This window comes from Sphingomonas hankookensis (assembly GCF_022664465.1).
GTDB lineage: Bacteria > Pseudomonadota > Alphaproteobacteria > Sphingomonadales > Sphingomonadaceae > Sphingomonas > Sphingomonas hankookensis.
Genome location: NZ_JAKREV010000002.1, coordinates 371,020 through 394,800 on the forward strand (window position 1 = coordinate 371,020; position 23,781 = coordinate 394,800).

At 66.9% G+C, this 23,781-nt stretch carries 25 protein-coding genes; 14 read left to right on the forward strand and 11 right to left on the reverse strand.

Annotated features, from left to right (window positions below):
- Window positions 1–3: 3 nt before the first annotated feature.
- From MF610_RS07100 to MF610_RS07125, 6 genes are all read right to left on the reverse strand, one after another.
- Window positions 4–381 carry a lysozyme inhibitor LprI family protein gene (locus MF610_RS07100; protein WP_242194304.1) on the reverse strand — a complete coding sequence of 126 codons (378 nt, stop codon included), beginning with the start codon at window positions 379–381 and terminating at the stop codon, window positions 4–6.
- Window positions 372–1,448: a biotin synthase BioB gene (gene bioB, locus MF610_RS07105; RefSeq protein WP_380870848.1), complete on the reverse strand. Its 1,077-nt coding sequence runs from the start codon at window positions 1,446–1,448 to the stop codon at window positions 372–374. Before bioB ends, MF610_RS07100 begins: the two co-directional genes overlap by 10 nt.
- 2 nt (window positions 1,449–1,450) lie before the next feature.
- Window positions 1,451–3,580: a methylmalonyl-CoA mutase gene (gene scpA, locus MF610_RS07110; RefSeq protein WP_242194309.1), complete on the reverse strand. Its 2,130-nt coding sequence runs from the start codon at window positions 3,578–3,580 to the stop codon at window positions 1,451–1,453.
- A 48-nt stretch (window positions 3,581–3,628) separates the two neighbouring features.
- Window positions 3,629–4,405 (reverse strand): enoyl-CoA hydratase-related protein, encoded by a 777-nt coding sequence (locus MF610_RS07115; RefSeq protein WP_242194312.1) that lies wholly within the window; start codon window positions 4,403–4,405, stop codon window positions 3,629–3,631.
- 111 nt (window positions 4,406–4,516) lie between these two features.
- The gene (locus tag MF610_RS07120; RefSeq protein ID WP_242194314.1) at window positions 4,517–5,554 is read right to left on the reverse strand and encodes an RcnB family protein; all 1,038 of its coding nucleotides are present in this window, start codon (window positions 5,552–5,554) and stop codon (window positions 4,517–4,519) included.
- A gap of 106 nt (window positions 5,555–5,660) precedes the next feature.
- The gene (locus MF610_RS07125; protein ID WP_242194316.1) at window positions 5,661–6,203 is read right to left on the reverse strand and encodes a (2Fe-2S)-binding protein; all 543 of its coding nucleotides are present in this window, start codon (window positions 6,201–6,203) and stop codon (window positions 5,661–5,663) included.
- A gap of 107 nt (window positions 6,204–6,310) precedes the next feature.
- Between MF610_RS07125 and MF610_RS07130 the strand changes: the two genes are divergently transcribed.
- From MF610_RS07130 to MF610_RS07145, 4 genes are all read left to right on the forward strand, one after another.
- Entirely contained in the window at window positions 6,311–7,108 is a 798-nt protein-coding gene (locus MF610_RS07130; RefSeq protein WP_242194318.1) for a DODA-type extradiol aromatic ring-opening family dioxygenase, read from the forward strand.
- Window positions 7,109–7,184: 76 nt separating this feature from the next.
- Complete coding sequence (locus MF610_RS07135) at window positions 7,185–8,711, forward strand: acyl-CoA carboxylase subunit beta (RefSeq protein WP_242194320.1); 1,527 nt, start codon at window positions 7,185–7,187, stop codon at window positions 8,709–8,711.
- 144 nt (window positions 8,712–8,855) lie between these two features.
- On the forward strand, window positions 8,856–9,269 hold the full coding sequence (gene mce, locus MF610_RS07140) for a methylmalonyl-CoA epimerase (protein WP_242194321.1): 414 nt from the start codon (window positions 8,856–8,858) through the stop codon (window positions 9,267–9,269).
- A 55-nt stretch (window positions 9,270–9,324) separates the two neighbouring features.
- A complete protein-coding gene (locus tag MF610_RS07145) occupies window positions 9,325–10,017 on the forward strand; it encodes a prolyl hydroxylase family protein (RefSeq protein WP_242194324.1) in 693 nt (230 codons plus the stop codon).
- Between the two features lie 225 nt (window positions 10,018–10,242).
- Here MF610_RS07145 and MF610_RS07150 read toward each other — a convergent pair whose 3' ends face one another.
- The 3 genes from MF610_RS07150 to purF form a co-directional block, all read right to left on the reverse strand.
- Window positions 10,243–10,623 carry a hypothetical protein gene (locus MF610_RS07150; protein WP_242194328.1) on the reverse strand — a complete coding sequence of 127 codons (381 nt, stop codon included), beginning with the start codon at window positions 10,621–10,623 and terminating at the stop codon, window positions 10,243–10,245.
- A gap of 258 nt (window positions 10,624–10,881) precedes the next feature.
- The gene (locus MF610_RS07155) at window positions 10,882–11,589 is read right to left on the reverse strand and encodes an SDR family NAD(P)-dependent oxidoreductase (RefSeq protein ID WP_242194330.1); all 708 of its coding nucleotides are present in this window, start codon (window positions 11,587–11,589) and stop codon (window positions 10,882–10,884) included.
- The gene (gene purF / locus MF610_RS07160) at window positions 11,586–13,046 is read right to left on the reverse strand and encodes an amidophosphoribosyltransferase (protein WP_242194331.1); all 1,461 of its coding nucleotides are present in this window, start codon (window positions 13,044–13,046) and stop codon (window positions 11,586–11,588) included. Before purF ends, MF610_RS07155 begins: the two co-directional genes overlap by 4 nt.
- Before the next feature lie 114 nt (window positions 13,047–13,160).
- Between purF and hisI the strand changes: the two genes are divergently transcribed.
- A complete protein-coding gene (hisI, locus tag MF610_RS07165) occupies window positions 13,161–13,520 on the forward strand; it encodes a phosphoribosyl-AMP cyclohydrolase (RefSeq protein WP_242194333.1) in 360 nt (119 codons plus the stop codon).
- The gene (locus MF610_RS07170; protein WP_242194335.1) at window positions 13,517–13,987 is read left to right on the forward strand and encodes a hypothetical protein; all 471 of its coding nucleotides are present in this window, start codon (window positions 13,517–13,519) and stop codon (window positions 13,985–13,987) included. The genes hisI and MF610_RS07170 overlap by 4 nt, the downstream gene beginning before the upstream one ends.
- Before the next feature lie 117 nt (window positions 13,988–14,104).
- Here MF610_RS07170 and MF610_RS07175 read toward each other — a convergent pair whose 3' ends face one another.
- Together MF610_RS07175 and MF610_RS07180 are read right to left on the reverse strand one after the other, a co-directional pair.
- Window positions 14,105–15,469, reverse strand: coding sequence for a cryptochrome/photolyase family protein (locus MF610_RS07175; RefSeq protein ID WP_242194337.1), 1,365 nt, complete (start codon window positions 15,467–15,469; stop codon window positions 14,105–14,107).
- The gene (locus MF610_RS07180; RefSeq protein ID WP_242194339.1) at window positions 15,466–16,386 is read right to left on the reverse strand and encodes a histone deacetylase family protein; all 921 of its coding nucleotides are present in this window, start codon (window positions 16,384–16,386) and stop codon (window positions 15,466–15,468) included. The genes MF610_RS07175 and MF610_RS07180 overlap by 4 nt, the downstream gene beginning before the upstream one ends.
- A 64-nt stretch (window positions 16,387–16,450) precedes the next feature.
- Here MF610_RS07180 and MF610_RS07185 point away from each other — a divergent pair, with 64 nt between their 5' ends.
- The 8 genes from MF610_RS07185 (at window position 16,451) to MF610_RS07220 (ending at window position 23,628) form a co-directional block, all read left to right on the forward strand.
- Complete coding sequence (locus tag MF610_RS07185) at window positions 16,451–16,930, forward strand: RNA pyrophosphohydrolase (RefSeq protein ID WP_242194341.1); 480 nt, start codon at window positions 16,451–16,453, stop codon at window positions 16,928–16,930.
- 64 nt (window positions 16,931–16,994) lie between these two features.
- The gene (locus MF610_RS07190; protein ID WP_242194343.1) at window positions 16,995–17,891 is read left to right on the forward strand and encodes a DUF481 domain-containing protein; all 897 of its coding nucleotides are present in this window, start codon (window positions 16,995–16,997) and stop codon (window positions 17,889–17,891) included.
- Between the two features lie 191 nt (window positions 17,892–18,082).
- Window positions 18,083–19,291 carry a hydrolase gene (locus tag MF610_RS07195; protein ID WP_242194345.1) on the forward strand — a complete coding sequence of 403 codons (1,209 nt, stop codon included), beginning with the start codon at window positions 18,083–18,085 and terminating at the stop codon, window positions 19,289–19,291.
- Entirely contained in the window at window positions 19,288–20,298 is a 1,011-nt protein-coding gene (locus tag MF610_RS07200; protein ID WP_242194346.1) for an arginine N-succinyltransferase, read from the forward strand. Before MF610_RS07195 ends, MF610_RS07200 begins: the two co-directional genes overlap by 4 nt.
- On the forward strand, window positions 20,295–21,557 hold the full coding sequence (locus MF610_RS07205) for an N-succinylarginine dihydrolase (RefSeq protein ID WP_242194348.1): 1,263 nt from the start codon (window positions 20,295–20,297) through the stop codon (window positions 21,555–21,557). Before MF610_RS07200 ends, MF610_RS07205 begins: the two co-directional genes overlap by 4 nt.
- 65 nt (window positions 21,558–21,622) lie before the next feature.
- Window positions 21,623–21,844: a hypothetical protein gene (locus MF610_RS07210; RefSeq protein WP_242194349.1), complete on the forward strand. Its 222-nt coding sequence runs from the start codon at window positions 21,623–21,625 to the stop codon at window positions 21,842–21,844.
- 8 nt (window positions 21,845–21,852) lie between these two features.
- Window positions 21,853–22,650 carry a TrmH family RNA methyltransferase gene (locus MF610_RS07215; protein ID WP_242194351.1) on the forward strand — a complete coding sequence of 266 codons (798 nt, stop codon included), beginning with the start codon at window positions 21,853–21,855 and terminating at the stop codon, window positions 22,648–22,650.
- 30 nt (window positions 22,651–22,680) lie between these two features.
- Window positions 22,681–23,628: an arginase family protein gene (locus MF610_RS07220; protein ID WP_242194353.1), complete on the forward strand. Its 948-nt coding sequence runs from the start codon at window positions 22,681–22,683 to the stop codon at window positions 23,626–23,628.
- The last annotated feature ends 153 nt before the right edge of the window (window positions 23,629–23,781 follow it).

Consider the following 23,781-nt stretch of genomic DNA (forward strand, 5'->3'; position numbering starts at 1 on the left):
GCATCAAATCTCGCGGCGCAGATCGCGCAACTGCTGCGCCCGTTCCTTCGTCAGTCGTTCGAGGCAGTTGGCGCGCGCCAGCGGCTGCATCGATCCGCCGGCATAGCGGCCGGCTTCGAGGACGCATTGCGTGTCGCGGAACTTCAGCCACGCGCGCTGGCTGGCGAGCGCCGCCGCGGCATAGCCGAAGCCGCCGCCACGCGAGGTGTTAGCCGCGTCCTGCGCCTTCATCTTGGCATAGCTCGCCTGCCATTCGCGGGTCATCGCCGCGTCGGCGCGTTGCAGCGCCGCCTGTGCGCAGCGGTTCATATCGGCCTGGGTGGTGGCGTTGGCGCAACCGCCCTGGGCGGCGGCGGCGGCGAGGAACAGGGTCAACAGCATGAGGATCTCCGCATCGGTTCCTCCCCAACCATCGGCGTCATCCCGAGTTTCGCCAGCAGCGCTGCATCCGCGTCGTCGCCGGCATTGCCGGTGGTGAGCAGCTGGTCGCCGGTGAAGATCGAATTGGCCCCGGCCATGAAGCACAGCGCCTGCGTCGCGTCCGACATGCTTTCGCGCCCGGCCGACAGGCGGACCATGCTGAGCGGCATGGTGATGCGTGCGACGGCGACGGTGCGGACGAATTCGATGTCGTCGATCTTCGCGAGCGGGGTGTCGGCCAGCATGTTGCCGAGCACCGTGCCCTTGACCGGCACCAGCGCGTTGACCGGCACGCTTTCGGGATGGCGCGGCAGCGTGGCGAGCGCGTGGACGAAGCCGACGCGGTCGCTGCGCGTCTCCCCCAGCCCGACGATCCCGCCGCTGCACACGTTGATCCCCGCCGCGCGGACATGCGCCAGCGTATCGAGCCGATCCTCGAACGAGCGCGTCGAGATGATGTTGGCGTAGTTTTCGGGCGAGGTGTCGATGTTGTGGTTATAGTAATCGAGCCCGGCCGCCGCCAGACGCTGCGCCTGATCGGGAGTCAGCATGCCCAGCGTCATGCAGGTTTCCATGCCCATCGCACGGACGCCCTCGACCATCGCGATCACCGCGTCCATGTCGCGGTCCTTGGGATTGCGCCATGCCGCGCCCATGCAGAAACGCTGCGATCCGGCCGCCTTCGCCTCGGCCGCGGAGGCGAGCACCGCCTGCACCTCCATCAGCTTTTCCGCCTTGAGCTGCGTGTCGGCGCTGGCCGATTGCGAGCAGTAGCCGCAGTCCTCCGGACAGCCGCCGGTCTTGATCGACAGCAGCGTGCAGAGCTGGACCTGTCCGATGGCGTGATGGGCGCGGTGGACGGTCTGGGCGCGGAACATCAGTTCGTCGAAGGGGAGATCGAACAGGTCGGCGATTTCGGTGCGGGTCCAATCGGTGCGGACCGGAGAACCGGCGTCGCGTTCGTTGCCCTGGGCCCCCGCCTGCGCGGGGGTACGTCCATCGTTCAGGGCAACCGAAGCAGTCATCACGTTCATTCCACAGTCTCTCCAACCGGCGGCAGGTTGTGGCCGAGCAGTGTCAGCACCTCCGCCGCCGCGTGGACCAGGTTGGTGCCCGGTCCGAAAATCGCCGCCACCCCGGCTTCGCGGAGCAGCGCATAATCCTGTGGCGGAATCACCCCGCCGGCGATGACGCGGATATCCGCACGGTCCGCCGCCGCCAACCGTTCGATCAGTTCGGGGATCAGCGTATTATGCCCGGCGGCGAGGCTGGAGGCACCGACGACGTCGACCCCTTGCGCAATCGCCAGCTGCGCGGTTTCCTGCGGAGTCTGGAACAGCGGGCCGGAGACGATGTCGAAGCCCAGATCGGCAAAGGCGCTGGCGACGACGTTGGCGCCGCGATCATGCCCGTCCTGCCCCATCTTGGCGACCAGCATGCGGGGTTTCCGTCCCAGCCGCCGCTCGACCGCCGCGACGCCTTCGCCGGCACGCAGCCAGCCGCTGTCGTCGGCATGGGCCGGGCCGTAGATGCCCTTGACCGGGGTCACCGAGACGGCGTGGCGGCCGAAGGCGACCTCCATTGCCGCCGACATTTCGCCCAGCGTCGCACGGGCACGGGCAGCGGCGACGCAGAGCGCCAGCAGGTTGCCGTTGCCCCGCGCGCCGTCCTGCAACGCGGTCAACGCCGCCTGCGTGACGGCTTCGTCGCGGTCCGCCTTTACCCGTTCGATGCGACGAATCTGGTCGGCGCGGACCTTGGCATTGTCGATCGAGAGGATGTCGATCGGATCTTCCTGTGCCAGCCGGTATTTGTTGACGCCGACGATGACGTCCTCGGCGCGGTCGACCCGCGCCTGCCGGGCGGCGGCGGCGCGTTCGATATGTTCCTTGGGAATGCCCTTGTTGACGGCGTCGATCATGCCGCCGGCGGCCTCGACCTCCTCGATCAGCGCCCATGCCTTGTCGGCCAGTTCCTTGGTCAGCGCCTCGACATAATAGCTGCCGCCCAAGGGATCGACGACATGGGTCATGCCGGTCTCTTCCTGCAATATCAGCTGCGTATTGCGGGCGATGCGAGCGGAGAAGTCGGTAGGGAGCGCGACGGCTTCGTCGAGACTGTTCGTGTGCAGCGACTGGGTCCCGCCGAAGGTCGCGGCCATCGCCTCGACGGTCGTGCGAATGACGTTGTTGTACGGGTCCTGCTCGGTCAGCGACACGCCGCTGGTCTGGCAATGGGTGCGCAGCGTCTGGCTGCGCGGACTGCCGCCGAAATCGGCGATGATCCGGCTCCACAGGGTGCGCGCGGCGCGGAGCTTCGCGATCTCCATGAAGAAGTTCATGCCGATGCCGAAGAAGAACGACAGCCGCCCCGCGAACGCGTCGATATCCAGCCCGCGCTCTATCGCCGCGCGGACATAGGCCATGCCGTCGGCGAGGGTGAACGCCAGCTCCTGCACCGCCGTCGCCCCGGCTTCGTGCATGTGATAGCCGCTGATCGAGATGCTGTTGAAGCGCGGCATGTGTTCGGCGGTGTAGGCGATGATGTCCGACACGATCCGCATAGATGGCTCGGGCGGGTAGATGTACGTGTTGCGGACCATGAACTCCTTGAGAATGTCGTTCTGGATCGTGCCCGACAATTTCTCCGGGCCGACGCCCTGTTCTTCCGCCGCGACGATGTAGAAGGCGAGGCAGGGCAGCACCGCGCCGTTCATCGTCATGCTGACCGACATGGTGTCGAGCGGAATGCCGTCGAACAGGATCTTCATGTCGTCGATCGTGTCGATCGCGACCCCGGCCTTCCCCACATCGCCCGCCACGCGCGGATGGTCGCTGTCGTATCCGCGATGCGTGGCGAGGTCGAAGGCGACCGACAGCCCCTTCTGCCCCGCCGCCAGGTTGCGGCGGTAGAAGGCGTTCGATTCCTCGGCGGTCGAGAAACCGGCGTACTGGCGGATGGTCCAGGGGCGGCCGGCATACATCGACGCCTTCACCCCGCGCGTGAACGGCGCGAAGCCGGGCAAGCCCGGATCGGGTGCGTCGGCAGCGGTGTAGAGCGGCTTTACCGCGATCCCCTCCGGCGTGGTCCAGGTGAGGTCGGCGTCTTTCACTTCGCGTGCGGCGAGCTTCTGCCAGTCTTCGATGGTCGGGCCTGTCATCGCACGGCCCCTACCGCCGGACGGGGGGTCAAGTCGAGCCGGGTCATGTCACGCCCCCGTAAAGCGCGGCGCGCGCTTGGTGAGAAAGGCCGTGCCGCCCTCCACCGCGTCGGTCGTCGCGCGGGCGGCGCGCTGCGCCTCGGCCTCTCGCGCCATCGCGGCGGAGTAATCGTGATCGAGCGCATAGGCGAGGTTGCGGCGCATCAGCCCAAGCGCGACCGTCGGCCCCGCCGCCAGCCGCCGGGCGAGCGCCATCGCCTCGTCCTCCAGCGCGGCACCGTCGACGACGGCATGGATCATGCCCCAGTCGAGCGCGGTGATCGCCGCGACCCGTTCACCCAGCATCATCATCCGCGCGGCGCGGGCACGCCCGATCAGGCGCGGCAACATCCAGCTGGCCCCGCCATCGGGGATCAGGCCGATATTCACGAACGCCTGCAGGAAATAGGCATCGTCGGCGGCGACGCAGAAATCGGCGGCGAGCGCGAGGCTGCATCCGATCCCCGCCGCGGCGCCGCGCACCGCGCTGACCACGGGCACGTCGAGATCGGCGATCGCCTGCAGCGTCGGGTTATAGTGATGGGTGAGCGCGGCATGCGTCGCCGCCGGAGCGTCGTCGCCGCTCAATGCCGCAGTCACGTCGGCGCCCGAACAGAAGGCGCGCCCTGCCCCGGTCAGCAACACCGCGCGCGCGCCGCCGCGATCGGCCAGCGCGTCGCGGATCGCATCGAACATCGCCGGTGGGGCGGCATTCAGCCGATCGGGTCGGTCGAGGACGATGCGCAATACATCGCCGTCCCGTTCCACCCGGATATCGCCTGCCATCGAATCACTCTCCCGTATCTTTTGATACGGTGTGCGGAAAGGCACGGACGAACGCCAGCCCCAAACGGGCCGAACGGCAATATGGCGGGGGCGAACCCCCGCCGCACCGGCTTACCAGAAGATGTCGTATTCGACGTCGACGACCCGTCCGGTGCGGACGTCGACCAGCAACGCATCGTTATAATAGCGTACCCAGCGATACGGCTCCCACGCGTCGGGCAGACGGTAATAATAGGGATCATTGATCCAGTAGTTCGACCCGAACAGGAACGAATTGAGCGTCACGCCGATGCCGAAGCGGCGATAGCCGTAGTTCCAGCCCTGCGGTGCATAATAGCGCGGCAGGCGGTAGAGGCCGCGATTCTGCTGGCGATAGCGGTTCCAGTCATAGCGGTCGTCACGCCGCCAGCCGCGATCCCATTGCCCGCCGCGGTTCCAGCCATTGCCGCGATCCCAGTTGCGGTCGCCCCGGTTCCAGTCGTTCCGGTCCCAGCCGCGATTGTCGCGGTCCCAGCCATTGTTCCACTGGTCACGCTGCTGTTCGCGGCGCCATTGGTCGCGACGCCATTGATCGCGCCGGTCCACCGTGCCGCGCCCGTCGGTGCGCGGCCAGTCGCGGCGCAACGCTTCGCGGTCGATCTGGCCCTGTGCATCGCGGGGAGGATCGCGCCGTTCGAAGCGGTCGCGCACCTGCGGTTCGGGCGGACGCTGCCAGCCGCGATCGGGCGTGCCGGGCTGCGGGCTGCGCTGCCAGCCGCGATCGCCCCGGTCACCGCGCTGTCCATCGCCACGCAGGCGTTCGCGGTCGATCTGTCCGGCGCCGTCGCGCGGCGGCGGCGGACGGTCGAAGCCGCCGCGATCGCCCCGGTCGCCGCGGTCGCCGCGGTCGCCGCGATCCTGCCAGCGCGGGGCGTCACCACCGGGCTGTGCTTCGGACCGGCGTTCCTCGATCCGTGGGTGTTCGGGGCGCGGCTGCGGCGCTTCGACGCGGATGTCGCTGCGGAATTCGGCGCGGGCTTCGGGCGTCTCACCCCCCGGTGCCCGTTCGATCCGTTCGCGTCCGCGGAACCCGCGTTCGGGCTGCGCCATGGCCGCCGTCGGCACCAGCGCCGACACGCTCAACAATGCCAGCAGGAAACGGCTCTTCATCATATCCCTCCACCGCCGGTGGTCGCCGGCATCGATGGATGCGGTTTATTACGGACGCGATCAACCGTTGCTGAATGGCGGTGACAGCCGATTGAAAGAATAGGGCTTACTTGCGCGGCGGGGTCAAAGCCGGCGTCTCGCGCGCGGCTTCGTCGCGATCGATGCCGGGGCGCGGGGGTGGGTCGAGCGTCGCGTCGCCGCGCGCCGCGGCAGCGGCCTGGCGCACCGCGTCGACCAGCCGGGGATAGATGCCGCAGCGGCACAGATGGTTGAGCGCGGCGACGATCTCCGCCTCACCGGGATCGCGGTTCTGCCGCAGCAGCGCGACCGTCGCCATGACGAAGCCGGGGATGCAAAAGCCGCACTGCACCACCTGTGCCGCGAGGAACGCCGCCTGTACCGGGTGGCTGCGATCGCGCGCCAGCCCCTCGATCGTGGTGACGAAGGTTCCTTCCAGGCTGCCGATCGCGACCTGGCACGACTTGACCGCGCGGCCATCGATATCGACCGTGCAGGCGCCGCAATGGCCGGTGCCGCAGCCATATTTGGTGCCGGTCAGGTTCGACGCGTCGCGCAGCGCCCACAACAACGGCGTTTCGGGATCGAGCCGATATTCCTGCGGCAGGTTGTTGACGGTGAAGCGGGTCATGCGGGCGACCTTGTAGGGGGCTTGCCCGCACAACGCCAACCCTGACGAAACGGGTCGTTTCCGGATGCGGCCTTGAGCCGTGCGCGTGCGCGACCGATCTTTCGGCCATGACCCTCCCCACCCTGTTTGTGCCGCATGGCGGCGGCCCCTGCTTTTTCATGCACCCCGGCGAAGCGCCCGACCCGATGTGGCGGCCGATGCAGGCCTATCTCGCCGGGCTGATCGCGTCGCTGCCGGAGCGGCCACGCGCGATCCTGATGATCTCCGGCCATTGGGAGGCGGAGCGGCCGACCGTCCATGTCGGCGAGCGTCCGGCGTTGCTGTACGATTATTACGGCTTTCCCGAGCATACCTATCACCTGCGCTGGGACGCGGCCGGGGTACCGGACGTCGCACGGCGGGCGGCGGCGCTGTTGCGGGGTGCAGGCTTTGCGACCGACGAAGAGGCGGCGCGTGGCTGGGATCACGGCGTGTTCATTCCGATGATGGTCGCGGTGCCGGATGCCGATATCCCGCTGGTCCAGCTCTCGCTCGACCGGTCGCTCGATCCCGCGGCGCATATCGCGATGGGGCGGGCGCTGGCCCCCTTGCGCGACGAAGGCGTGCTGATCGTCGGGTCGGGCATGAGCTTCCACAATCTGCGCGCGCGTGGACCGTCGGTGACGCCGGTCGCGGATGCATGGGATACCGCGCTGACCGCGGCGGTGACTGATCCCGATCCGGTCGCACGGACCGAACGGGTCGCGGCGTGGGAAAGCCTGCCGCACGCCCGGTTCGCGCATCCGGAGGCAGAGCATCTGTTGCCGCTGATGGTGACGCTCGGCGCGGGTGGCGACGATGCGGCCGTGTGCGACTATCGCGACGAGGTGATGGGCTGGGTCGTGTCAGGATATCGCTTCGGTTGACGCAAGAATATTGCGCTCTCCCCCCGCCTGCTGGCACAAGGGCGGAAACGCCCGACCAACGGGCCAAGGAGAGACGATGCTCGAAGCACTCGAAGCGTTGGAAAAGCGGCGCGCGGCGGCGCGGGCCGGCGGCGGTGATAAGCGGGTCGCGGCGCAACATGCCAAGGGCAAGCTAACCGCGCGCGAACGGGTCGACATATTTCTCGACGAAGGGTCGTTCGAGGAACTCGACATGTATGTCGAACATAATTGCGTCGATTTCGGCATGCCGGATCAGGTGATTCCGGGTGACGGCGTGGTGACGGGATCGGGCACGGTCAACGGCCGCCTCGTCTATGTCTTCAGCCAGGACTTCACCGTGTTCGGCGGGTCGCTGTCGGAACGACATGCCCAGAAAATCTGCAAGATCATGGACATGGCGATGAAGGTCGGCGCGCCGGTCATCGGTCTCAACGATTCGGGCGGCGCGCGGATTCAGGAGGGCGTGGCGTCGCTGGGCGGCTATGCCGAGGTGTTCCAGCGCAACGTGCTGGCATCGGGCGTGGTGCCGCAGCTGTCGCTCATCATGGGGCCGTGCGCGGGTGGCGCGGTCTATTCTCCGGCGATGACCGACTTCATCTTCATGGTGAAGGATTCCAGCTACATGTTCGTGACCGGCCCCGACGTGGTGAAGACGGTCACCAACGAGGTCGTGACCCAGGAGGAACTGGGCGGCGCGATCACCCATACCACGAAGTCGTCGGTCGCCGACTGCGCGTTCGAGAACGATATCGAGGCTTTGCTGGCGGCGCGCGACTTCGTCGATTTCCTGCCCGCCAACAACCGCAGCGGCGTGCCGGAACGGCCGAGCGACGATCCGTGGGATCGGAGCGAGCCGAGCCTCGACACGCTGATCCCGCCCAGCGCCAACCAGCCGTACGACATGCACGAGCTGATCGTGCGGACGGTCGATGACGGCAGCTTCTTCGAATTGCAGCCGGGGCATGCGGCGAACATCATCATCGGCTTCGGCCGGATCGAGGGGCGCACCGTCGGCATCGTCGCCAATCAGCCGATGGTGCTGGCCGGGTGCCTCGACATCAATTCGTCGAAGAAGGCGGCACGGTTCGTGCGCTTCTGCGATGCGTTCGAGATTCCGCTTCTGACGTTCGTCGACGTGCCGGGCTTCCTGCCGGGCGTGGGTCAGGAGCATTCGGGGATCATCAAACACGGCGCCAAGCTGTTGTTCGCCTATGCCGAGGCGACGGTGCCCAAGATCACGGTCATCACCCGCAAGGCTTATGGCGGGGCGTATGACGTGATGGCGTCGAAGCATCTGCGCGGCGACCTGAACTATGCATGGCCGACCGCCGAGATCGCGGTGATGGGTGCCAAGGGCGCGGTCGAGATCATCTTCCGCTCGAAGGACCCGGCCGAGGTCGCGGCGCGGACCGCGGAATATGAGGCGCGCTTCGCCAATCCGTTCGTCGCGGCGAGCAAGGGGTTCGTCGACGAGGTGATCCTGCCGCATTCCACCCGGCGGCGGGTGGCGCTCGGACTGCGCAAGCTGCGGAACAAGAAGCTCGAGAACCCGTGGAAGAAGCATGACAATATCCCGCTTTGAAGTCCTCCCCGGCACGGGGGGGGGGACCGCTCGCGCAAGCGAGGGATGGAGGGGGCTTGGCTCCATCGCAACGGTTCCGTGTGCTGACGGTCCCCTCCACCATCCTGCAAATGGTCCCCCTCCCCGTGCCGGGGAGGATTTGTCGTGAGCCTCGGCCGGTTGAACCATGTCGGGGTCGCCACGCCTTCGATCACGGCGTCGATCGCGATGTATCGCGACCTGCTGGGTGCCGATGCCATTGGCGAGCCGTTCGACCTGCCGGCGCAGGGGGTGAAGGTATGCTTCATCGATGCGCCCAATACGCAGATCGAGCTGATCGAGCCGTATGACGACAGTTCGCCGATCGCCGGGTTTCTCGTAAAGAACCCGGCAGGCGGGCAGCATCATCTGTGCTTCGAGGTCGCGGATATCGCGGTGGCGGTCGCCGGGCTGGCGGCCAAGGGCGCGCGGGTGCTGGGAAGCCCACGGATCGGGGCGCATGGAACGCCGATCGTCTTCGTCCATCCGCGCGACATGGGTGGTGTGCTGATCGAACTGATGGAGACGCCGGAGCATTGACCGGTCGTCCCTACTCCCCTCGACAGCCCTTGCCCTATCTGGTTGAACGCGTGGCATGAATAGTCCCGTCCGCAAGGCCCCCGGTGGCCCCTCCCCCGTCCGGGCCGAATGGGGCCGGTCGGTCGAGGCGACGCTCGGCGCCGTTCCCGGTATCCGCCGGGCCAAGACCGATGCCGCCGTCCTGTTCGCGCTGACCGATTTCCTGTCGGAGGCCGAATGCGACCTGCTGATGGCGACGATCGACCATGGCAGCCGCAAGTCGACGCTGCTGACCGCGAGCAACGATCCCAATTTCCGGACGTCGGACAGCTGCGACCTCGATCGCTGGCACCCGCTGCTGCAACCGATCGACGAGAAGATCGCGCACCTGCTGGGCATTCCGCCCGAACATGGCGAGACGATGCAGGGGCAGCGCTATGCGCCGGGGCAGCAGTTCCGCGCGCACAACGACTATTTCAACGAGAACGAGCCTTATTGGGCGTCGATGGCGGTGCAGGGCGGGCAGCGGACCTGGACGGCGATGGTCTATCTGAACGAGGTCGAACAAGGCGGCGCGACGTGGTTTCCGCAGGCGGGCGTGCGGTTCAATCCGCGGCCGGGCATGCTGATCGCGTGGAACAACATGGGCGCGGACGGCAGCCCCAACCTCGCCACGCTGCACGAGGGGATGGCGGTGGTCGAGGGGACCAAATACATCATCACCAAGTGGTTTCGCGAGCGGCCCTGGACCCCGACGATCGAGCCCTGAGCGGCCAAAGTTCACTAAGTTCACACTCGCCACGGTTTATGGCGCTTCACGCTCCTCACATCCGAGACGTCACCCCGGACTTGATCCGGGGTCCCGCTTTCTAACTGACGTTGCAGAAGAAGCGGGACCCCGATCAAGTCCGGGGTGACGATAGTGGCCGTCGGTGCGGCTGTAGGAAAGCGGTAAGGCGGCGGCACATCGATACATACGCCGCCGCCCTGTCCCTTACGCCTTCTTGCGCGCCCGCTTCGGCGCGGCGGCGGCTTCGGTGTCTTCTTCCTCGTCGGGCGATTCCTCGCCGGCTTCGCTCAGCGCTTCGCCGAGTGCGCGCAGCTTGTCCTGCTGCTTGTCCGACTTTTCGGCAATCTTGGTCGTGGCCGCGCCCAGGCGGTGGAGCAGATCGTGGACCCGGTCGCTGTCGGGTGCGTCCTTTTCCAATTGCTTGCGCAACGAGGCCAGGTCGCGCAGGATGCCCTTGGCACCCGGCACGTCGGTGTCGGCCAGTGCGGCTTCCCAATCCTCGATCATGGTGGCGCCCTTGGCGGGCTTGGTTTCGTCCAGTCCGCGATTGATCGCGTTCATCGTTCCGGCGAATTTAACGGCCATTGTCGACTCCTCGAACGGCAAGCTGCATGCGCAGCCGCCGGTCAACGAGCGAGGGGGAAAGCGGCCCCGGGGCAAGCGAACTATTTGTTTTCGCTGGGGTGAGGAACCTTTGGCTGGACCGAATGCCGAGGTCCAGTTGGAAAGCGTTTTCAGTCAGCCACCGACGTCCCGCAACCGGGTCCCGGCCTTCGCCGGGGTACAAGAAGACGACTTTTACAATGTTAGCGCCATTGCCGGGACGTCCGGATCGACCCCTCGTCAATCGACGCGGATGCGGGTTCCCGTGTCAAAGCCGTCGGACATCAGCCGTACGATCGCGTCCGCCACGCGCTCCGGCGGTTTTACCCGTTGCGGGTCCTCGCCGGGATAGGCGCGCTCGCGCATCTTGGTGCGGGTGGCGCCGGGATCGACGATTGCGGTGCGGACGGCTGAGATGTTCGCCATTTCGAGACCGTAGCTGGCGATGAGATTGTCGAACGCCGCCTTCGACGCGCCGTACATTCCCCAATAGGCCCGTGGCGCTGCGCCGACCGAGGAGGTGACGCCGACGACGCGGCCGGCGCGCGCAAGACGCAGCATCGGCGAGAAGGCAGCGATCAGCGCGGCGTTGGCGGTGACGTTGAGCGCCATCACCTTGTCGAACTCCTTGAGGTCGAACGACGGCACCGGCCCCAGCGTGCCGAGCGCACCGGCGTTGAGCACCAGCATGTCGAGCGCGCGCCAGCGTTCGGCGATCGCCGAGACCAGTTGCGGGATGGCGGTACGATCGTACAGGTCGATCGGCGCGATGGTGGCCGAGCCGCCCGCCGCATAGATCGCGTCCTCGACCTCCTCCAGCCCGCCGGTGGTGCGGGCGGTAAGGATGATGTGCGCGCCTTCGGCCGCCAGAGCGATGGCGGTGGCCGCACCGATCCCGCGGCTGGCGCCGGTGACGAGCGCCAGCTGCCCCTTCAACGACATGCTCATCCGACGCGTTCGGCCAGCATCGCCAGCTGATCGACCGAACTTGTTTCGTCCTGGTCGGTCAGCGGAGTCGGATAATCGCCGGTGAAGCAGGCGTCGCAATATTTCGGCCGGATCGAGGTGCGCGATGCCTCACCCAATGCGCGGTACAGCCCGTCGATTGACACGAAGGCGAGGCTGTCGGCCTGGATATAGTCGGTCATCCCGCCCAGATCGAACTTGGCGGCGAGCAGCTTGGCGCGTTCGGGCGTATCGACGCCGTAGAAGCAGCTGTGCCGGGTGGGCGGCGACGCGATGCGCATATGCACTTCGGCGGCCCCTGCATCGCGCATCATCTGCACGATCTTGAGCGAGGTGGTGCCGCGGACGATCGAATCGTCGATCAGGACGATGCGCTTGCCCTCGATCAGCTTGCGGTTGGCATTGTGCTTCAGCTTCACGCCCAGATGGCGGACCTTGTCGCCCGGCTGGATGAAGGTGCGGCCGACATAGTGCGAGCGGATGATGCCAAGTTCGAACGGGATGCCCGAGGCCTGCGCATAGCCGATCGCAGCGGGGACGCCCGAATCGGGGACCGGGATGACGAGGTCGGCGTCGACGCCGTTCTCCTGCGCCAGTTCGGCGCCGATCGCTTTCCGCACCGAATAGATCGAGCGGTCTTCGCTGATCGAATCGGGGCGCGAGAAATAGACCCATTCGAAGATGCAGGGACGTGGGCTGAGCGGCGCGAAGGGGCGGATCGAGCGCAGTTCGCCGTTCTTGACGATGACCAGCTCGCCCGGTTCGACTTCGCGGACGAATTCGGCACCGACCACGTCGAGCGCAACGGTTTCCGACGCGAAGATGTATGCGCCGTCGCCCAGACGACCCATTACCAGCGGACGGATGCCGAGCGGATCGCGGCAGGCGATCATCCCCTCGGGCGTCATGCAGATCAGCGAATAGGCGCCTTCGACCTGCTTCAGCGCATCGATGAAGCGGTCGAGCAGCGTCCGATAGTTGGACGTGGCGACGAGGTGGATGATGACTTCGGTGTCGCTGGTCGACTGGAAGATCGATCCGGTGCGGACCAGATCCTTGCGCAGCCGCATCGCATTGGAAAGATTGCCGTTATGCGCCACCGCGAACCCGCCCGACGCCAGTTCGGCATAGAGCGGCTGGATGTTGCGGTTCGACGTCTCGCCGGTGGTCGAATAGCGGACATGGCCGCACGCCGTAGCGCCGGGCAGCGATTCGATGATTTCGGGGCGATCGAAGTTGCCCGCGACATGGCCTTGCGCGCGCTGGGTATGGAACATCGCCCCGTCCCAGCTGCAGATGCCTGCCGCTTCCTGCCCGCGATGCTGGAGCGCGTGGAGGCCGAGCGCCACCAGCGCCGCCGCGCCGTCCGCGCCGGAAACACCGAAGATGCCGCACTCCTCGCGCAGCTTGTCGTCGTCGAATGGATGGGTGGTGAACATAGGCCCTTCCGGGGATAAGCGTGTCACGCGGCTGCCATATAGGGACGCGTAATCGATTTGTCGCCCTTTGATCGTCGATTGCGGCGGAACCATGATCGGCGATAGGGGTTGGGCATGACCCCGCGCGATACCGGCCTGACCCTGAACCCGAAATTCGATGCCGACGGACTGCTGACCGCGGTATGCGTCGATGCCGCTACGGCCGCGCCGTTGATGGTGGCGCATATGAATGCCGAGGCGCTGCGGCTGACGATTGAAACTGATGAGGCGACCTTCTGGTCGCGGAGTCGCGGGGCGCTTTGGAAGAAGGGTGAGACGTCGGGGAATGTGTTGCGTGTGGTGGAGGTGCGGATCGATTGCGATCAGGACGCGCTGTGGCTGCGTTGCGAGCCGGCCGGGCCGGCGTGCCATACCGGGGCGGCGAGTTGTTTCTTTCGGCGGATCGAGGGCGATCGGCTGGTCCCCGTCGCATGAGGTGGATCGCCGCGGCGTTGCTGGTGGCGGGGTGTTCGCAGGGAAGCTCGACGCCCGAGACGGTCGAGGGCGCGGCCCTGGAACAGGCGGCGATCGCGCGCGGCGTGGTCCGCGATCCGGCGAATGCCACGCCGGTCGGGCTGTATGCGCGCGAGGGCGACCGGATGTGCGTGACGGGCAAGCGGATCGGCGTGTTCATCGATTATGGCGAAGGCACCGGGTGCAGCGGGCGCGGACGGTATGCGCGCGATGGCGAGCGGCTGCGGGTCGATCTGGGCAAGGACTGCGCGTTCGACGCGGCGTTCGATGGCGATGCGGTGCGCTTTCCGGGGAAGTTGCCGGATGGGTGTGCGGCGCTGTGTACCAAGCGGGCGTCGTTGTCGGGGTTGCAGCTCGACCGGTTGAGCGACAGCGCGGCGGAGGCTGCGGCGCTGCGCGATCCGGGTGGGAGGGGGTTGTGCGCGTAATGCGCTTAAGTCCAGCCGAGCCGTACCCCCGCGTAGGTCGAAGTCCAAGGCGGCAAGCACTACAGTTGTGATCGTGGCTCTGGATCCCTGCCTGCGCGGGGATACGGTGGTCGCAGTTTAGATGCCCCGCGCCGCCGCCAGTGCGCGTTCGCGGGCTTCGCGGTGGTCGATGATCTTTTCCGGATAGTTTTTCGGTCGGCACCCGGCTTCGTCCGGATCGTGGATTGCCGCGTCGGACAGTTTCGCCAGTTCGGGCACCCAGCGACGGATATAGTCGGCGGCGTCGAATTTCTCCGACTGGGTCAGCGGGGCCATGATGCGGCCGAACATGTTCGAATCGACGCCCGTCCCCGCGACCCATTGCCAGTTCACCGAATTATTGCCGTAGTCCGCATCGACGAGGCAGTCCCAATACCAGCGTTCGCCCTCGCGCCAGTCGATCAGCAGGTGCTTGATGAGGAACGACGCGGCGATCATCCGCACGCGGTTGTGCATCCAGCCGACCTGCCACAGCTGGCGCATGCCGGCGTCGACGATCGGATAGCCGGTGCGGCCCTGCTGCCACGCCTTGAGGTCGCGTTTCGCTGCGGCGTCGCTGCGCCATTTCAGCTTGTCGTAGCGCGGGCGGCCATTGGCGTCGGCATAGTCGGGCATCGACAGGATGACGCCGCTGGTGAAGTCGCGCCACGCCAGTTCCTTGCGGAAGGTGGTCAGGCTGTCGCTCCGTCCGTCCAGCGCCGCCCAGACCTGGCGCGGGGTGATTTCGCCATGATGGAGGTGCGGTGACAAGTTCGAGCTGCCGTCGATCGAGGGGAGGTTGCGGGCCGTGTCATAATCGTCGACGCGATCGACGAAGGATTTCAGCGCCTCGTGTGCGCCGTCCTCACCAGGGTGCCATGCCTTGGCGAAGGCGGTCGACCAGTCGGGCTTGGTCGGCAGCAGCTTCCAGTCGGTCAGCTTGTCGGACTTGGGCCAGGTCGACGGCGACGGGACGGTGCGCGGCATCGCCACCGGGTCCTCGGGCGGCAGCATCTGGTTCAGCGCCTTCCAGAAGGACGAATAGATTTTGAACATGCCGCCCGAACCGGTGCGGACGCTTTCGGGCGGGCGCAGGTGATTGCCGTCGTGGAGGGTCAGCGTGTCGCCGAGCGCGTCCTGCGCCTTTACCCACCATGGTTCATAGTGGCGCATCGCATGGATGCGGGTCGCGCCGGTCTCTTTCATCAACTTGCGCAGTTCGGTGACGGCATCGCCGCTGCGCAGGATCAGGCGCGAGTCCTTGGCCTTCAGCGCATCGGCGAAGGCGCTCAGGCTGTGGTGAAGCCACCAGCGTTGCGCACCGCCGATCGCCCAGTCGCCGGGCGCCTTGTCGTCGAGGATATAGACCGGGATGACGTCGCCGTCGTCGATTGCGGCACGGAGCGCGGGCTGGTCGCGCAGGCGGAGGTCCTGGCGGAGCCAGAGTAGGACGGGGTCGCTCATCCCCGGGGGTACGCGTGCGGTACGATCCCGGTTCCCTGCGCCACCGCGACGATTGACGCGACATGGCGGTGCGACACTTCGAGCAGGTCGCCGTACCCGCCACCCAGCGCGCTGGCGATCGGCATGCCGCGCGCCTTTGCCAACTGCCCGACCCAGCGATCGCGTTCATTCAGGCCGTCCTGCGTCAACGCCAGCCGCCCCAGCCGGTCGGCGGCGAACGGGTCGACCCCGGCCTGATACAGCAGCAGCGTCGGGCCGAAACTGTCGATCAGCGGGACCAGCGTCGCTTCGAGCGCCGTCAGATACTCGTCGTCGCCGACCCCGTCGCGCAGAGGCACGTCGAGCGTCGAGACGGCCTTGCGCGCCGGAAAATTCTTCTCGGCATGGATCGAATAGGTAGCAAGTCCAGTGCGCCCGGCGAGGAGCGAGGCGGTACCATCACCCTGGTGGACGTCGACATCGACCACCAGCACCCGCTCGCACGTCCCTTCGTCGACCAGCCGGTGCGCGGCGATGGCGAGGTCGTTGAACACGCAATAGCCCGCACCGGTGTCGGCGAGCGCGTGGTGGCTACCCCCGGCGGTGTTGGCGGCATAGCCACGGTCCATCGCGACGCGGGCGGCGGCGTAGGTGCCACCGGGCACCGCCTGTGCCCGGAGCGCCATCGGCGGAGTGACGGCGAAGCCGATGCGGCGTTCCTTGTGCGGGGGCACGCGCGCCTCGATCACCTCGGCGACATAGGTATCGTCGTGCACCGCCTCGATCCACGCACGCGGCATCGGATCGCAGCCATGCCATTCGATCGCGTCACCCATGTCGAGCAACAGGTCGCGGACGAGGCCGTTCTTGCCCCAGCGATAGCGGCTGCCCGGCGGGCTTTCGGCGACATAGTGGGGATGGTGGACGACGGGGATCACCCACGGACAGATAAGGTGCGGATGCGCCTCGCAAAAGCGGTGCGCGGCGGATAGGAAGGCGGACATGGACAAGACCACCCTCCCCTATCGCCCCTGTGCCGGCGTCATGCTGCTGAACCGCGACGGACGGGTGTTCGTCGGCCAGCGGCTCGATTCGACGCTGGAGGCGTGGCAGATGCCACAGGGCGGGATCGATCCGGGCGAAGCGCCGATCGACGCGGCGGTGCGCGAGCTGCGCGAGGAAACCGGCGTGGCGGCGGACAAGGTGCGGCTGATCGCGGAAAGCCCCGAAGAGCTGTTCTACGACCTGCCCGACGACATGATCGGCAAGATCTGGAAAGGGAAATGGCGCGGGCAGCGGCAGCGCTGGTTCCTGTTCGCGTTCGAGGGCAACGATGGCGATATCGACATCCAGACGCCCGAGCCGGAATTCCGCGCATGGCGCTGGGCCGACCCCGTCGACCTGCCGACGATGATCGTGCCGTTCAAGAAGGCGCTGTACGAAGCGGTGCTCGCCGGATTTGCGGATCATTTGCATCGGTGAACTGCCCGATCGGCGGGACGAGCCGTTCAGCCGCGGTCCACGCGATCGGCTATAGCGGGCGGTGATGCTCAACCCCGCATTCCTTTTGCCACTCGGCGCTTACTACGCCGAGCCGCCGCCCGAGCCCGATCTGCCGATCGAAATCCGGACGATGCTGGAAGAGGCGATGGCGTCGGGTAACGACAACGACGTCGCGACGATCGTGCGCTATGCCCGCAAGGCTGCGCCGAAACATTCGCAGAAGATCGCCGAACTGGCGTCGCACTACACGTTCGAACGCAGCGAAAAGACCGAGAAGCGGTTGCGTACCGCGTCGTTCGGCGCGCTGGTGAAGGGACGTGCCGAGGTCGGCGGCTGGATCAACAGCGGCAATTCGGACAGTCTGGGTGTGACCGCGGTACTCGACCTGTCGCGTGAGGGATATCGCTGGCGCCACAAGTTGAAGCTGCAGGCGGATTATCAGGAAAACAACAACATCCCGACGCGCGAACATTATCTCGCGGCGTTCGAACCGAACTACAAGGTCGACGACCGACTGTATATCTATGGCGCGGCACAGTTCGAATCGGACAAGTTCTTCGGCTATTACGACCGTTATTCGGCATCAAGCGGCGCGGGCTATACCGTTGTCGCCAAGGGGCCGGTGACGCTCGACCTCGAACTGGGGCCGGCATTTCGCTATACGTCGTTCACCACCGGCACTGCCGAACGCAATCTGGCGGCGCGCGGGTCGGTCGATTTCGACTGGCGGATGACACCCGCGCTGACGCTAAGGCAGGATACCTCGGCCTATTTGCAGGATGCGAACAGCACGGTCACCAGCCTGACCGCGGTCGACGCCAAGCTGCTGGGGCCGCTATCGGCGCGGCTGTCGTACAATATCCAGTTCGAAAGCCGTCCGCCGGTCGGACGGGTCAACGCGGATACTACCGGACGCGCATCGCTGGTGTACGCGTTCTGAGGGGGTAATCCGGTTGCGCATATACGTCACCCCAGCGAAGGCTGGGGTCTCTGACGGCTCTTGTCCCGTGCCATAAACGGGAGATCCCAGCCTTCGCTGGGATGACGTTTGTGGATCGGAGAGCCCGCGCGGATATCGATACCAACCCCAAAACGGTTCCGTTTGATACCATATCCCTCTACAGCAGGGCGATGGACAGGATAGACGGGCACGAACGCCGGACGATCGACAGGATCGACGGCGCGGCCATGCGGTCGCAGGTCGAACGATGGGTGGCGGTGAACAGCGGGACGCGCAACGTCGCGGGGCTGGACACCATGGCCGGATTGCTGGCGGATGCGTTCGCCGCGCTGCCGGGTGAGGTCTCGCTGGTCGATCCCGATCCGGTAGAGACGGTCGATGCCGACGGCACGGTCCGCGCGATCGACCACGGGCGACACCTGCTGGTGCGGGTCCGGCCGGAGGCGCCGGTGCGGATGCTGTTCACCGGGCATATGGACACGGTGTACGGCGAGACCCACGCTTTCCAGGCGATGCGCTACATCGACGCCAATACGCTGAACGGACCCGGCGCGGCCGATATGAAGGGCGGGCTGTCAGTGATGCTCGCCGCGCTGATGGCGGTCGAGGCGGCGGGGATCGGCGATCGCTTCGGCTATGACGTGATGGTAAATTCGGACGAGGAGACGGGGTCGTTCTCCTCCGCGCGGCTGATCGACCGGGTGGCACGGGGGAAGGTAGCGGCATTCACCTACGAACCGGCCCTGCCCGATGGCACGCTGGCGGGCGCGCGGGGCGGCACCGGCAATTTCTCGATCGTCGTCACCGGGCGCAGCGCGCATGCCGGGCGCAATCCGGAGGAAGGGCGCAACGCGATCATCGCCGCCGCCGATATCGCGCTCCGGCTGAGCGCGGCGCGGAGCCCGCGACTGGCGGTCAACCCGGCGCGGATCGATGGCGGCGGGCCGAACAATGTCGTGCCCGATCATGCGGTGCTGCGGGTGAACTTCCGGCCGCATGGACTGGACGAGATCGAGCGGGCGCGGACGCAGATCGATGCGGTTGTGGCGGACGTCGCAGCGACCCATGAGGTCGAGATCGCAGTGCATGGCAGCTTCAACCGCCCGCCCAAGCCGATCGATGCCGGTGCCGCCCAGCTGTTCGCGCTGGTGCAGCAGGTGGGCAGCGACCTGTCGATTCCGATCGCATGGCGCGATACCGGCGGGGTGTGCGACGGCAACAACATCGCCGCGTGCGGCGTGCCGGTGATCGACACGATGGGGGTGCGCGGCGGCGCGATCCATTCGGCGCAGGAATTTATGATCGTCGACAGCTTGGCCGAACGCGCCGGACTGTCGGCACTGGCGATTGCCCGTATCGCGGGTCAGGGGGGATTGTGACGTTTCGAATCCGTGCGGCGCGCGAAAGCGACCTGAAATATCTCTATGAAATGGCGAAGCTGACCGGCGGGGGCTTTACCAACCTGCCCCCCGATCGCAACGCGCTGATGACCCGGCTGGAGCGCAGCGCCGTGGCGTTCAGCCATGAGGAGGACGCGCCGCGCGACGAAGTGTTCGTGCTGGTACTGGAGAATATCGACACCGGCGAGGTGCGCGGTACGTGTCAGGTGTTCACGAAAGTCGGGCAGCGGTGGCCCTTCTACTCCTATCGCGTCGCGACGCTGACCAAGCATAGCGAGGCGCTGGGGCGGACTTTCCGCGCCGACATCCTGAACCTCGTCAACGATCTGGAGGGGTCGAGCGAGGTCGGCGGGCTGTTCCTGCATCCCGGCGAGCGTGCCGGCGGGCTGGGGCTGCTGCTGGCCCGGTCGCGCTATCTGTTCATCGCGCGGCATCGCGGGCGCTTTGCCGATCGGGTGCTGGCGGAATTGCGGGGGATCATTGACGAGGCGGGCGGTTCGCCCTTCTGGGACGGGGTCGCCGGGCGGTTCTTCGGCATGACGTTCCAGGATGCCGACCAGTTCAATGCGATCCACGGCAACCAGTTCATCGCCGACCTGATGCCGCGCCACCCGGTCTATATCGCGATGCTGCCCGAAGCGGCGCGCGGGGTCATCGGCCTGCCCCATCCGACCGGCCGGGCGGCGATGCGGATGCTGGAGAACGAAGGCTTCGCCTATGAGAATTACGTCGACATCTTTGACGGCGGCCCGACGATGACCGCGCGGACCGACCAGATCGCGACGGTGCGCGACCAGCGCGAGCGGCAGGTGGTGGCGATCGGCGAAGGCGGCACACCGTCGCTGCTGGCGACCGGGCGGCTGGCCGAGTTCCGCGCGTGTATGGGCGAAGTGACGGTGCGCGACGATGGGATCGTGATTGACGCGGAGGCGGCACGCGCGTTGGACGTCGCGGTCGGCGATACGGTGTCGCAGGTGGGACGATGAGCGTGCGCGAGATCAATTTCGACGGGATCATCGGTCCCAGCCATAATTATGCGGGGCTGAGCCACGGCAACCTCGCGGCGACGCGCAATGCGGGCGGGACGTCGCGCCCGCGCGCGGCGGCGTTGCAGGGGATCGCCAAGATGCGCGCGAACCTCGCGCTGGGGCTGACACAGGGCATCCTGTTGCCGCATCCGCGCCCGGACCATGGTTGGATGAACCGGCTGCACTGTGGGTATGGGGAGGCATCGCCGACATTGCAGGCACAGGCGCTGTCGGCATCGGCGATGTGGGCGGCCAATGCCGCGACCGTCTCCCCTGCCGCCGATTGCGGTGACGGGCGCTGCCACCTGACCGTCGCGAACCTCGTAACGATGCCGCATCGCAGCCACGAATGGCCGGCGACACTGAAACAGCTCGAACTGGCCTTTGCCGATCCGGCGTTTGTGGTGCATGGCCCCGTCCCCGCCCCGTTCGGGGACGAGGGCGCCGCCAACCATATGCGGCTATGCGAGACGCACGGCACGGCCGGCGTCGAAGTGTTCGTCTATGGCGTGGCCGGTGGCCCCTTCCCCGCCCGGCAGCATCCGGAGGCCAGCGCGACGATCGCGCGCGGGCATGGCCTCGATACGGCGCGGACGCTGTTTGTGCGGCAGTCGGACGCGGCGATCGCGGCCGGCGCGTTCCATAATGACGTGGTGACGGTCGCCAACGAACGCGTGCTGTTCGCGCATGAACTGGCGTTCCACGACCGCGACGGCTTCTTCGCCGACCTGCGCCGGGCGATGCCATCGGTCGAGATCGTCGAGGTACCGGCCGACCGCGTCAGCCTTGCCGATGCGATCGCCTCCTATCTGTTCAATGCGCAGCTGGTGACGTTGCCCGACGGCGGCGGCGGCATGGCGCTGATCCTGCCCGCCGAAGCGCGCGAGAATGCGCGCGTGTGGGAGTGGTTGCAGGAGATGGTCGCCGGCAACGGGCCGATCCGGCGGCTGGAGGTGGTCGATGTACGCGAATCGATGGCCAATGGCGGCGGGCCGGCTTGCCTGCGCCTGCGGGTCGTGGCCGATCCGGCGACGATCGATCCCCGCTTCCTGGTCGACGATGCGAAGCTCGACCGGATCGCAGCAGTGGTCGAGGCGCATTGGCCCAAGCAGATTGCGCCGTCCGATATCGGCGATGCGGCGCTGATCGAGCGGATCGAGGCGGCGCGGCGGGCGCTGCTCGAGGCGCTCGACCTTGTCGGGTTAATTGACACTTAACCACGATCCGTGCGGCAGGAACCGCTGAAAACCGCCAATGGTACGTAATTTGCGTCATTTGGCATATGCTGACCCGGCTCAAAAACCTGTTCACGATCAAGTCGAAGTTCGAGGCGTACCTGGTCATCTATGGCCTGGGCGTCGGCGCGGTCGAACGCGGCTTTCATTACATGGCGCAATATCCCGGTATCGGCGGCAAGCTGTTGTTCGCGGTCTGCCCGATCGCGGTGTTCATGGCGGGGACGCGCATCCTCGACTCCATCGACGCGGAGCGCCGGGAGCGCTAGGGCGACCCATGCCTCGCGAAATTACCGCCTATTCGAACCCGATGGTGAAGGCCGCGCGCAACCTGCGTGAAAAACGCCATCGCCGCGATCAGCGCCGTTTCCTTGCCGAAGGATTGCGCATCCTGACCGAAGCGCGCGAGGCCGGTTGGCTGCCCGCCGAACTCTATTTCGCGAGCGACGCGCCGCATCCGCTGCTCGAGACGCTGATCGACGAGACCGAAGCGTCGGGCGGCATCGCCATCGCGACGACGGTCGACATCCTGTCCAAGCTGTCCGGCAAGGACAATCCGGGGTCGGTCGTCGGGGTCTATGACGAATTTTCGACCGAACTGGCGCAGATCGATCGGCGCAACGCGTCGCTGTGGCTGGTCGCCGAACGACTGCGCGATCCGGGCAATCTCGGCACGATATTGCGCACAGCCGACGCGACTGGGGCGGGCGGGCTGATCCTGATCGACGAGTGCGTCGACCCGTTTTCGGTCGAAGCGGTGCGGGCGAGCATGGGCGCGATCTTCACCGTTGCCGTGGCGCGCGCGGATTGGGCGACGTTCGAGGGCTGGCTGCGGGGTGGGCCGGGGACGCTGGTGGGGTTGAGCCTCGACACCGAGCAGGATTACCGCGCGGCGAGCTATCCCGATCCGACCTTCCTGCTGACCGGGAACGAGGCGCAGGGAATGCCCGACCATATGGCGGCGGCCTGCGACCTGCTGGTCAAGATTCCGATGCTGGGCAAGGCCGACAGTTTGAACGCGGCGGTGGCGACGGCGGTGATGGCGTACACCGTGCTGGGGCAGCACCGCCCCTGAACCTTCGCTGGCCTCGGGCATTGGGGCGGCATGCACCGACCCACTTTCGCCGCCCTGCCCGCCGCCGAACTGGATGCGCTGGAGCGTCCGAGTATCGTCCTGTTCGGGGCGAGCGAGGCGACGCCCTATAACGATGGCGAACCGAGCCATTCGGCCGATGCGCCCGCGGCGATCCGGGCGGCGTCGCTGGGGTTTGCGCGGCAATTGTCGCAGCTCGATTTCGATCTGGGGTTCACGCCCTTTCCCGATCCCGACGATGCCCGCGGCGTCGTCGATATCGGCGATATCGACACCCGGCCGGAAGATGCAGCGGGCAATCGTGCGCGGATCGAGGCGGCGACGCGCGCGGTGCTGGCAGCCGGCGCGGTGCCGATCGTCCTGGGCGGGGACGATTCGGTGCCGATCCCGTTTGCGGCGGGGTTCGAGGGGCGCGGGCCGCTGACCGTCGTGCAGATCGACGCGCATGTCGATTGGGGCGACGATATCCGCGGCGAGCCGCTGGGATACGGATCGCCGATGCGGCGGTTGGCGGAGATGCCGCAGGTCACCGGCATGGTGCAGGTAGGCGTCCGGGGCTTGGGCAGCGGTGGTGCGTGGCAGATCGAGGATGCGCGCGACTGGGGCAGCCGGATCGTCACCGCCTATGACCTGATCCGCAGCGGGATCGATGCGGCGATCGATGCGGTGCCGGCGGGCGGTCGCTATCTGGTGTCGATCGACTGCGACGGGATCGACCCGGCGGCGTTCCCGGCGGTCGCGATGCCGACGCCGGGCGGGTTGCGGTATGAGGAGGTCGTGGTGTTGCTGCACGCGCTGGCCGAGAAGGGCGAGATCGCCGGGCTGGTGCTCGCGGAATATGTGCCGGCGCGGGATGATCCGCAGCGACTGTGTGCGGGGATGGCGGCGCGGATCGTGGCGGTGGCGATGGGGTTGGTGCTGGGGGATAGCGGGCGGGCGGTGGTGCGGCCGAAGAAATAGGCCGTAAACTCGTCTCAACCCTTGCCCACGGTCAGTAAAGCTGGCCGCAGTCGTACCCCCCCGCAGGCGGGGGACCAGGATTTTTATGCCCAACCGGTTGTTCTGCTTGGCTCTGGCCCCCCGCCTGCGCGGGGGTATATCCGGGGTTGGGGG

What these genes read in the sequence shown, in the direction of transcription:
- MF610_RS07210 (WP_242194349.1), top strand. Translation starts at nt 21,623, where the DNA reads ATGCTGACCCGGCTCAAAAACCTGTTCACGATCAAGTCGAAGTTCGAG.
- MF610_RS07220 (WP_242194353.1), top strand. Translation starts at nt 22,681, where the DNA reads ATGCACCGACCCACTTTCGCCGCCCTGCCCGCCGCCGAACTGGATGCG.
- MF610_RS07150 (WP_242194328.1), bottom strand. Translation starts at nt 10,623, where the DNA reads ATGGCCGTTAAATTCGCCGGAACGATGAACGCGATCAATCGCGGACTG.
- scpA (WP_242194309.1), bottom strand. Translation starts at nt 3,580, where the DNA reads ATGACAGGCCCGACCATCGAAGACTGGCAGAAGCTCGCCGCACGCGAA.
- MF610_RS07145 (WP_242194324.1), top strand. Translation starts at nt 9,325, where the DNA reads ATGAATAGTCCCGTCCGCAAGGCCCCCGGTGGCCCCTCCCCCGTCCGG.
- MF610_RS07135 (WP_242194320.1), top strand. Translation starts at nt 7,185, where the DNA reads ATGCTCGAAGCACTCGAAGCGTTGGAAAAGCGGCGCGCGGCGGCGCGG.
- MF610_RS07120 (WP_242194314.1), bottom strand. Translation starts at nt 5,554, where the DNA reads ATGAAGAGCCGTTTCCTGCTGGCATTGTTGAGCGTGTCGGCGCTGGTG.
- MF610_RS07100 (WP_242194304.1), bottom strand. Translation starts at nt 381, where the DNA reads ATGCTGTTGACCCTGTTCCTCGCCGCCGCCGCCGCCCAGGGCGGTTGC.
- MF610_RS07190 (WP_242194343.1), top strand. Translation starts at nt 16,995, where the DNA reads ATGCTCAACCCCGCATTCCTTTTGCCACTCGGCGCTTACTACGCCGAG.
- MF610_RS07155 (WP_242194330.1), bottom strand. Translation starts at nt 11,589, where the DNA reads ATGAGCATGTCGTTGAAGGGGCAGCTGGCGCTCGTCACCGGCGCCAGC.
- MF610_RS07115 (WP_242194312.1), bottom strand. Translation starts at nt 4,405, where the DNA reads ATGGCAGGCGATATCCGGGTGGAACGGGACGGCGATGTATTGCGCATC.
- hisI (WP_242194333.1), top strand. Translation starts at nt 13,161, where the DNA reads ATGACCCCGCGCGATACCGGCCTGACCCTGAACCCGAAATTCGATGCC.
- MF610_RS07215 (WP_242194351.1), top strand. Translation starts at nt 21,853, where the DNA reads ATGCCTCGCGAAATTACCGCCTATTCGAACCCGATGGTGAAGGCCGCG.
- MF610_RS07125 (WP_242194316.1), bottom strand. Translation starts at nt 6,203, where the DNA reads ATGACCCGCTTCACCGTCAACAACCTGCCGCAGGAATATCGGCTCGAT.
- MF610_RS07175 (WP_242194337.1), bottom strand. Translation starts at nt 15,469, where the DNA reads ATGAGCGACCCCGTCCTACTCTGGCTCCGCCAGGACCTCCGCCTGCGC.
- purF (WP_242194331.1), bottom strand. Translation starts at nt 13,046, where the DNA reads ATGTTCACCACCCATCCATTCGACGACGACAAGCTGCGCGAGGAGTGC.
- MF610_RS07170 (WP_242194335.1), top strand. Translation starts at nt 13,517, where the DNA reads ATGAGGTGGATCGCCGCGGCGTTGCTGGTGGCGGGGTGTTCGCAGGGA.
- MF610_RS07195 (WP_242194345.1), top strand. Translation starts at nt 18,083, where the DNA reads ATGGACAGGATAGACGGGCACGAACGCCGGACGATCGACAGGATCGAC.
- MF610_RS07185 (WP_242194341.1), top strand. Translation starts at nt 16,451, where the DNA reads ATGGACAAGACCACCCTCCCCTATCGCCCCTGTGCCGGCGTCATGCTG.
- MF610_RS07130 (WP_242194318.1), top strand. Translation starts at nt 6,311, where the DNA reads ATGACCCTCCCCACCCTGTTTGTGCCGCATGGCGGCGGCCCCTGCTTT.
- MF610_RS07205 (WP_242194348.1), top strand. Translation starts at nt 20,295, where the DNA reads ATGAGCGTGCGCGAGATCAATTTCGACGGGATCATCGGTCCCAGCCAT.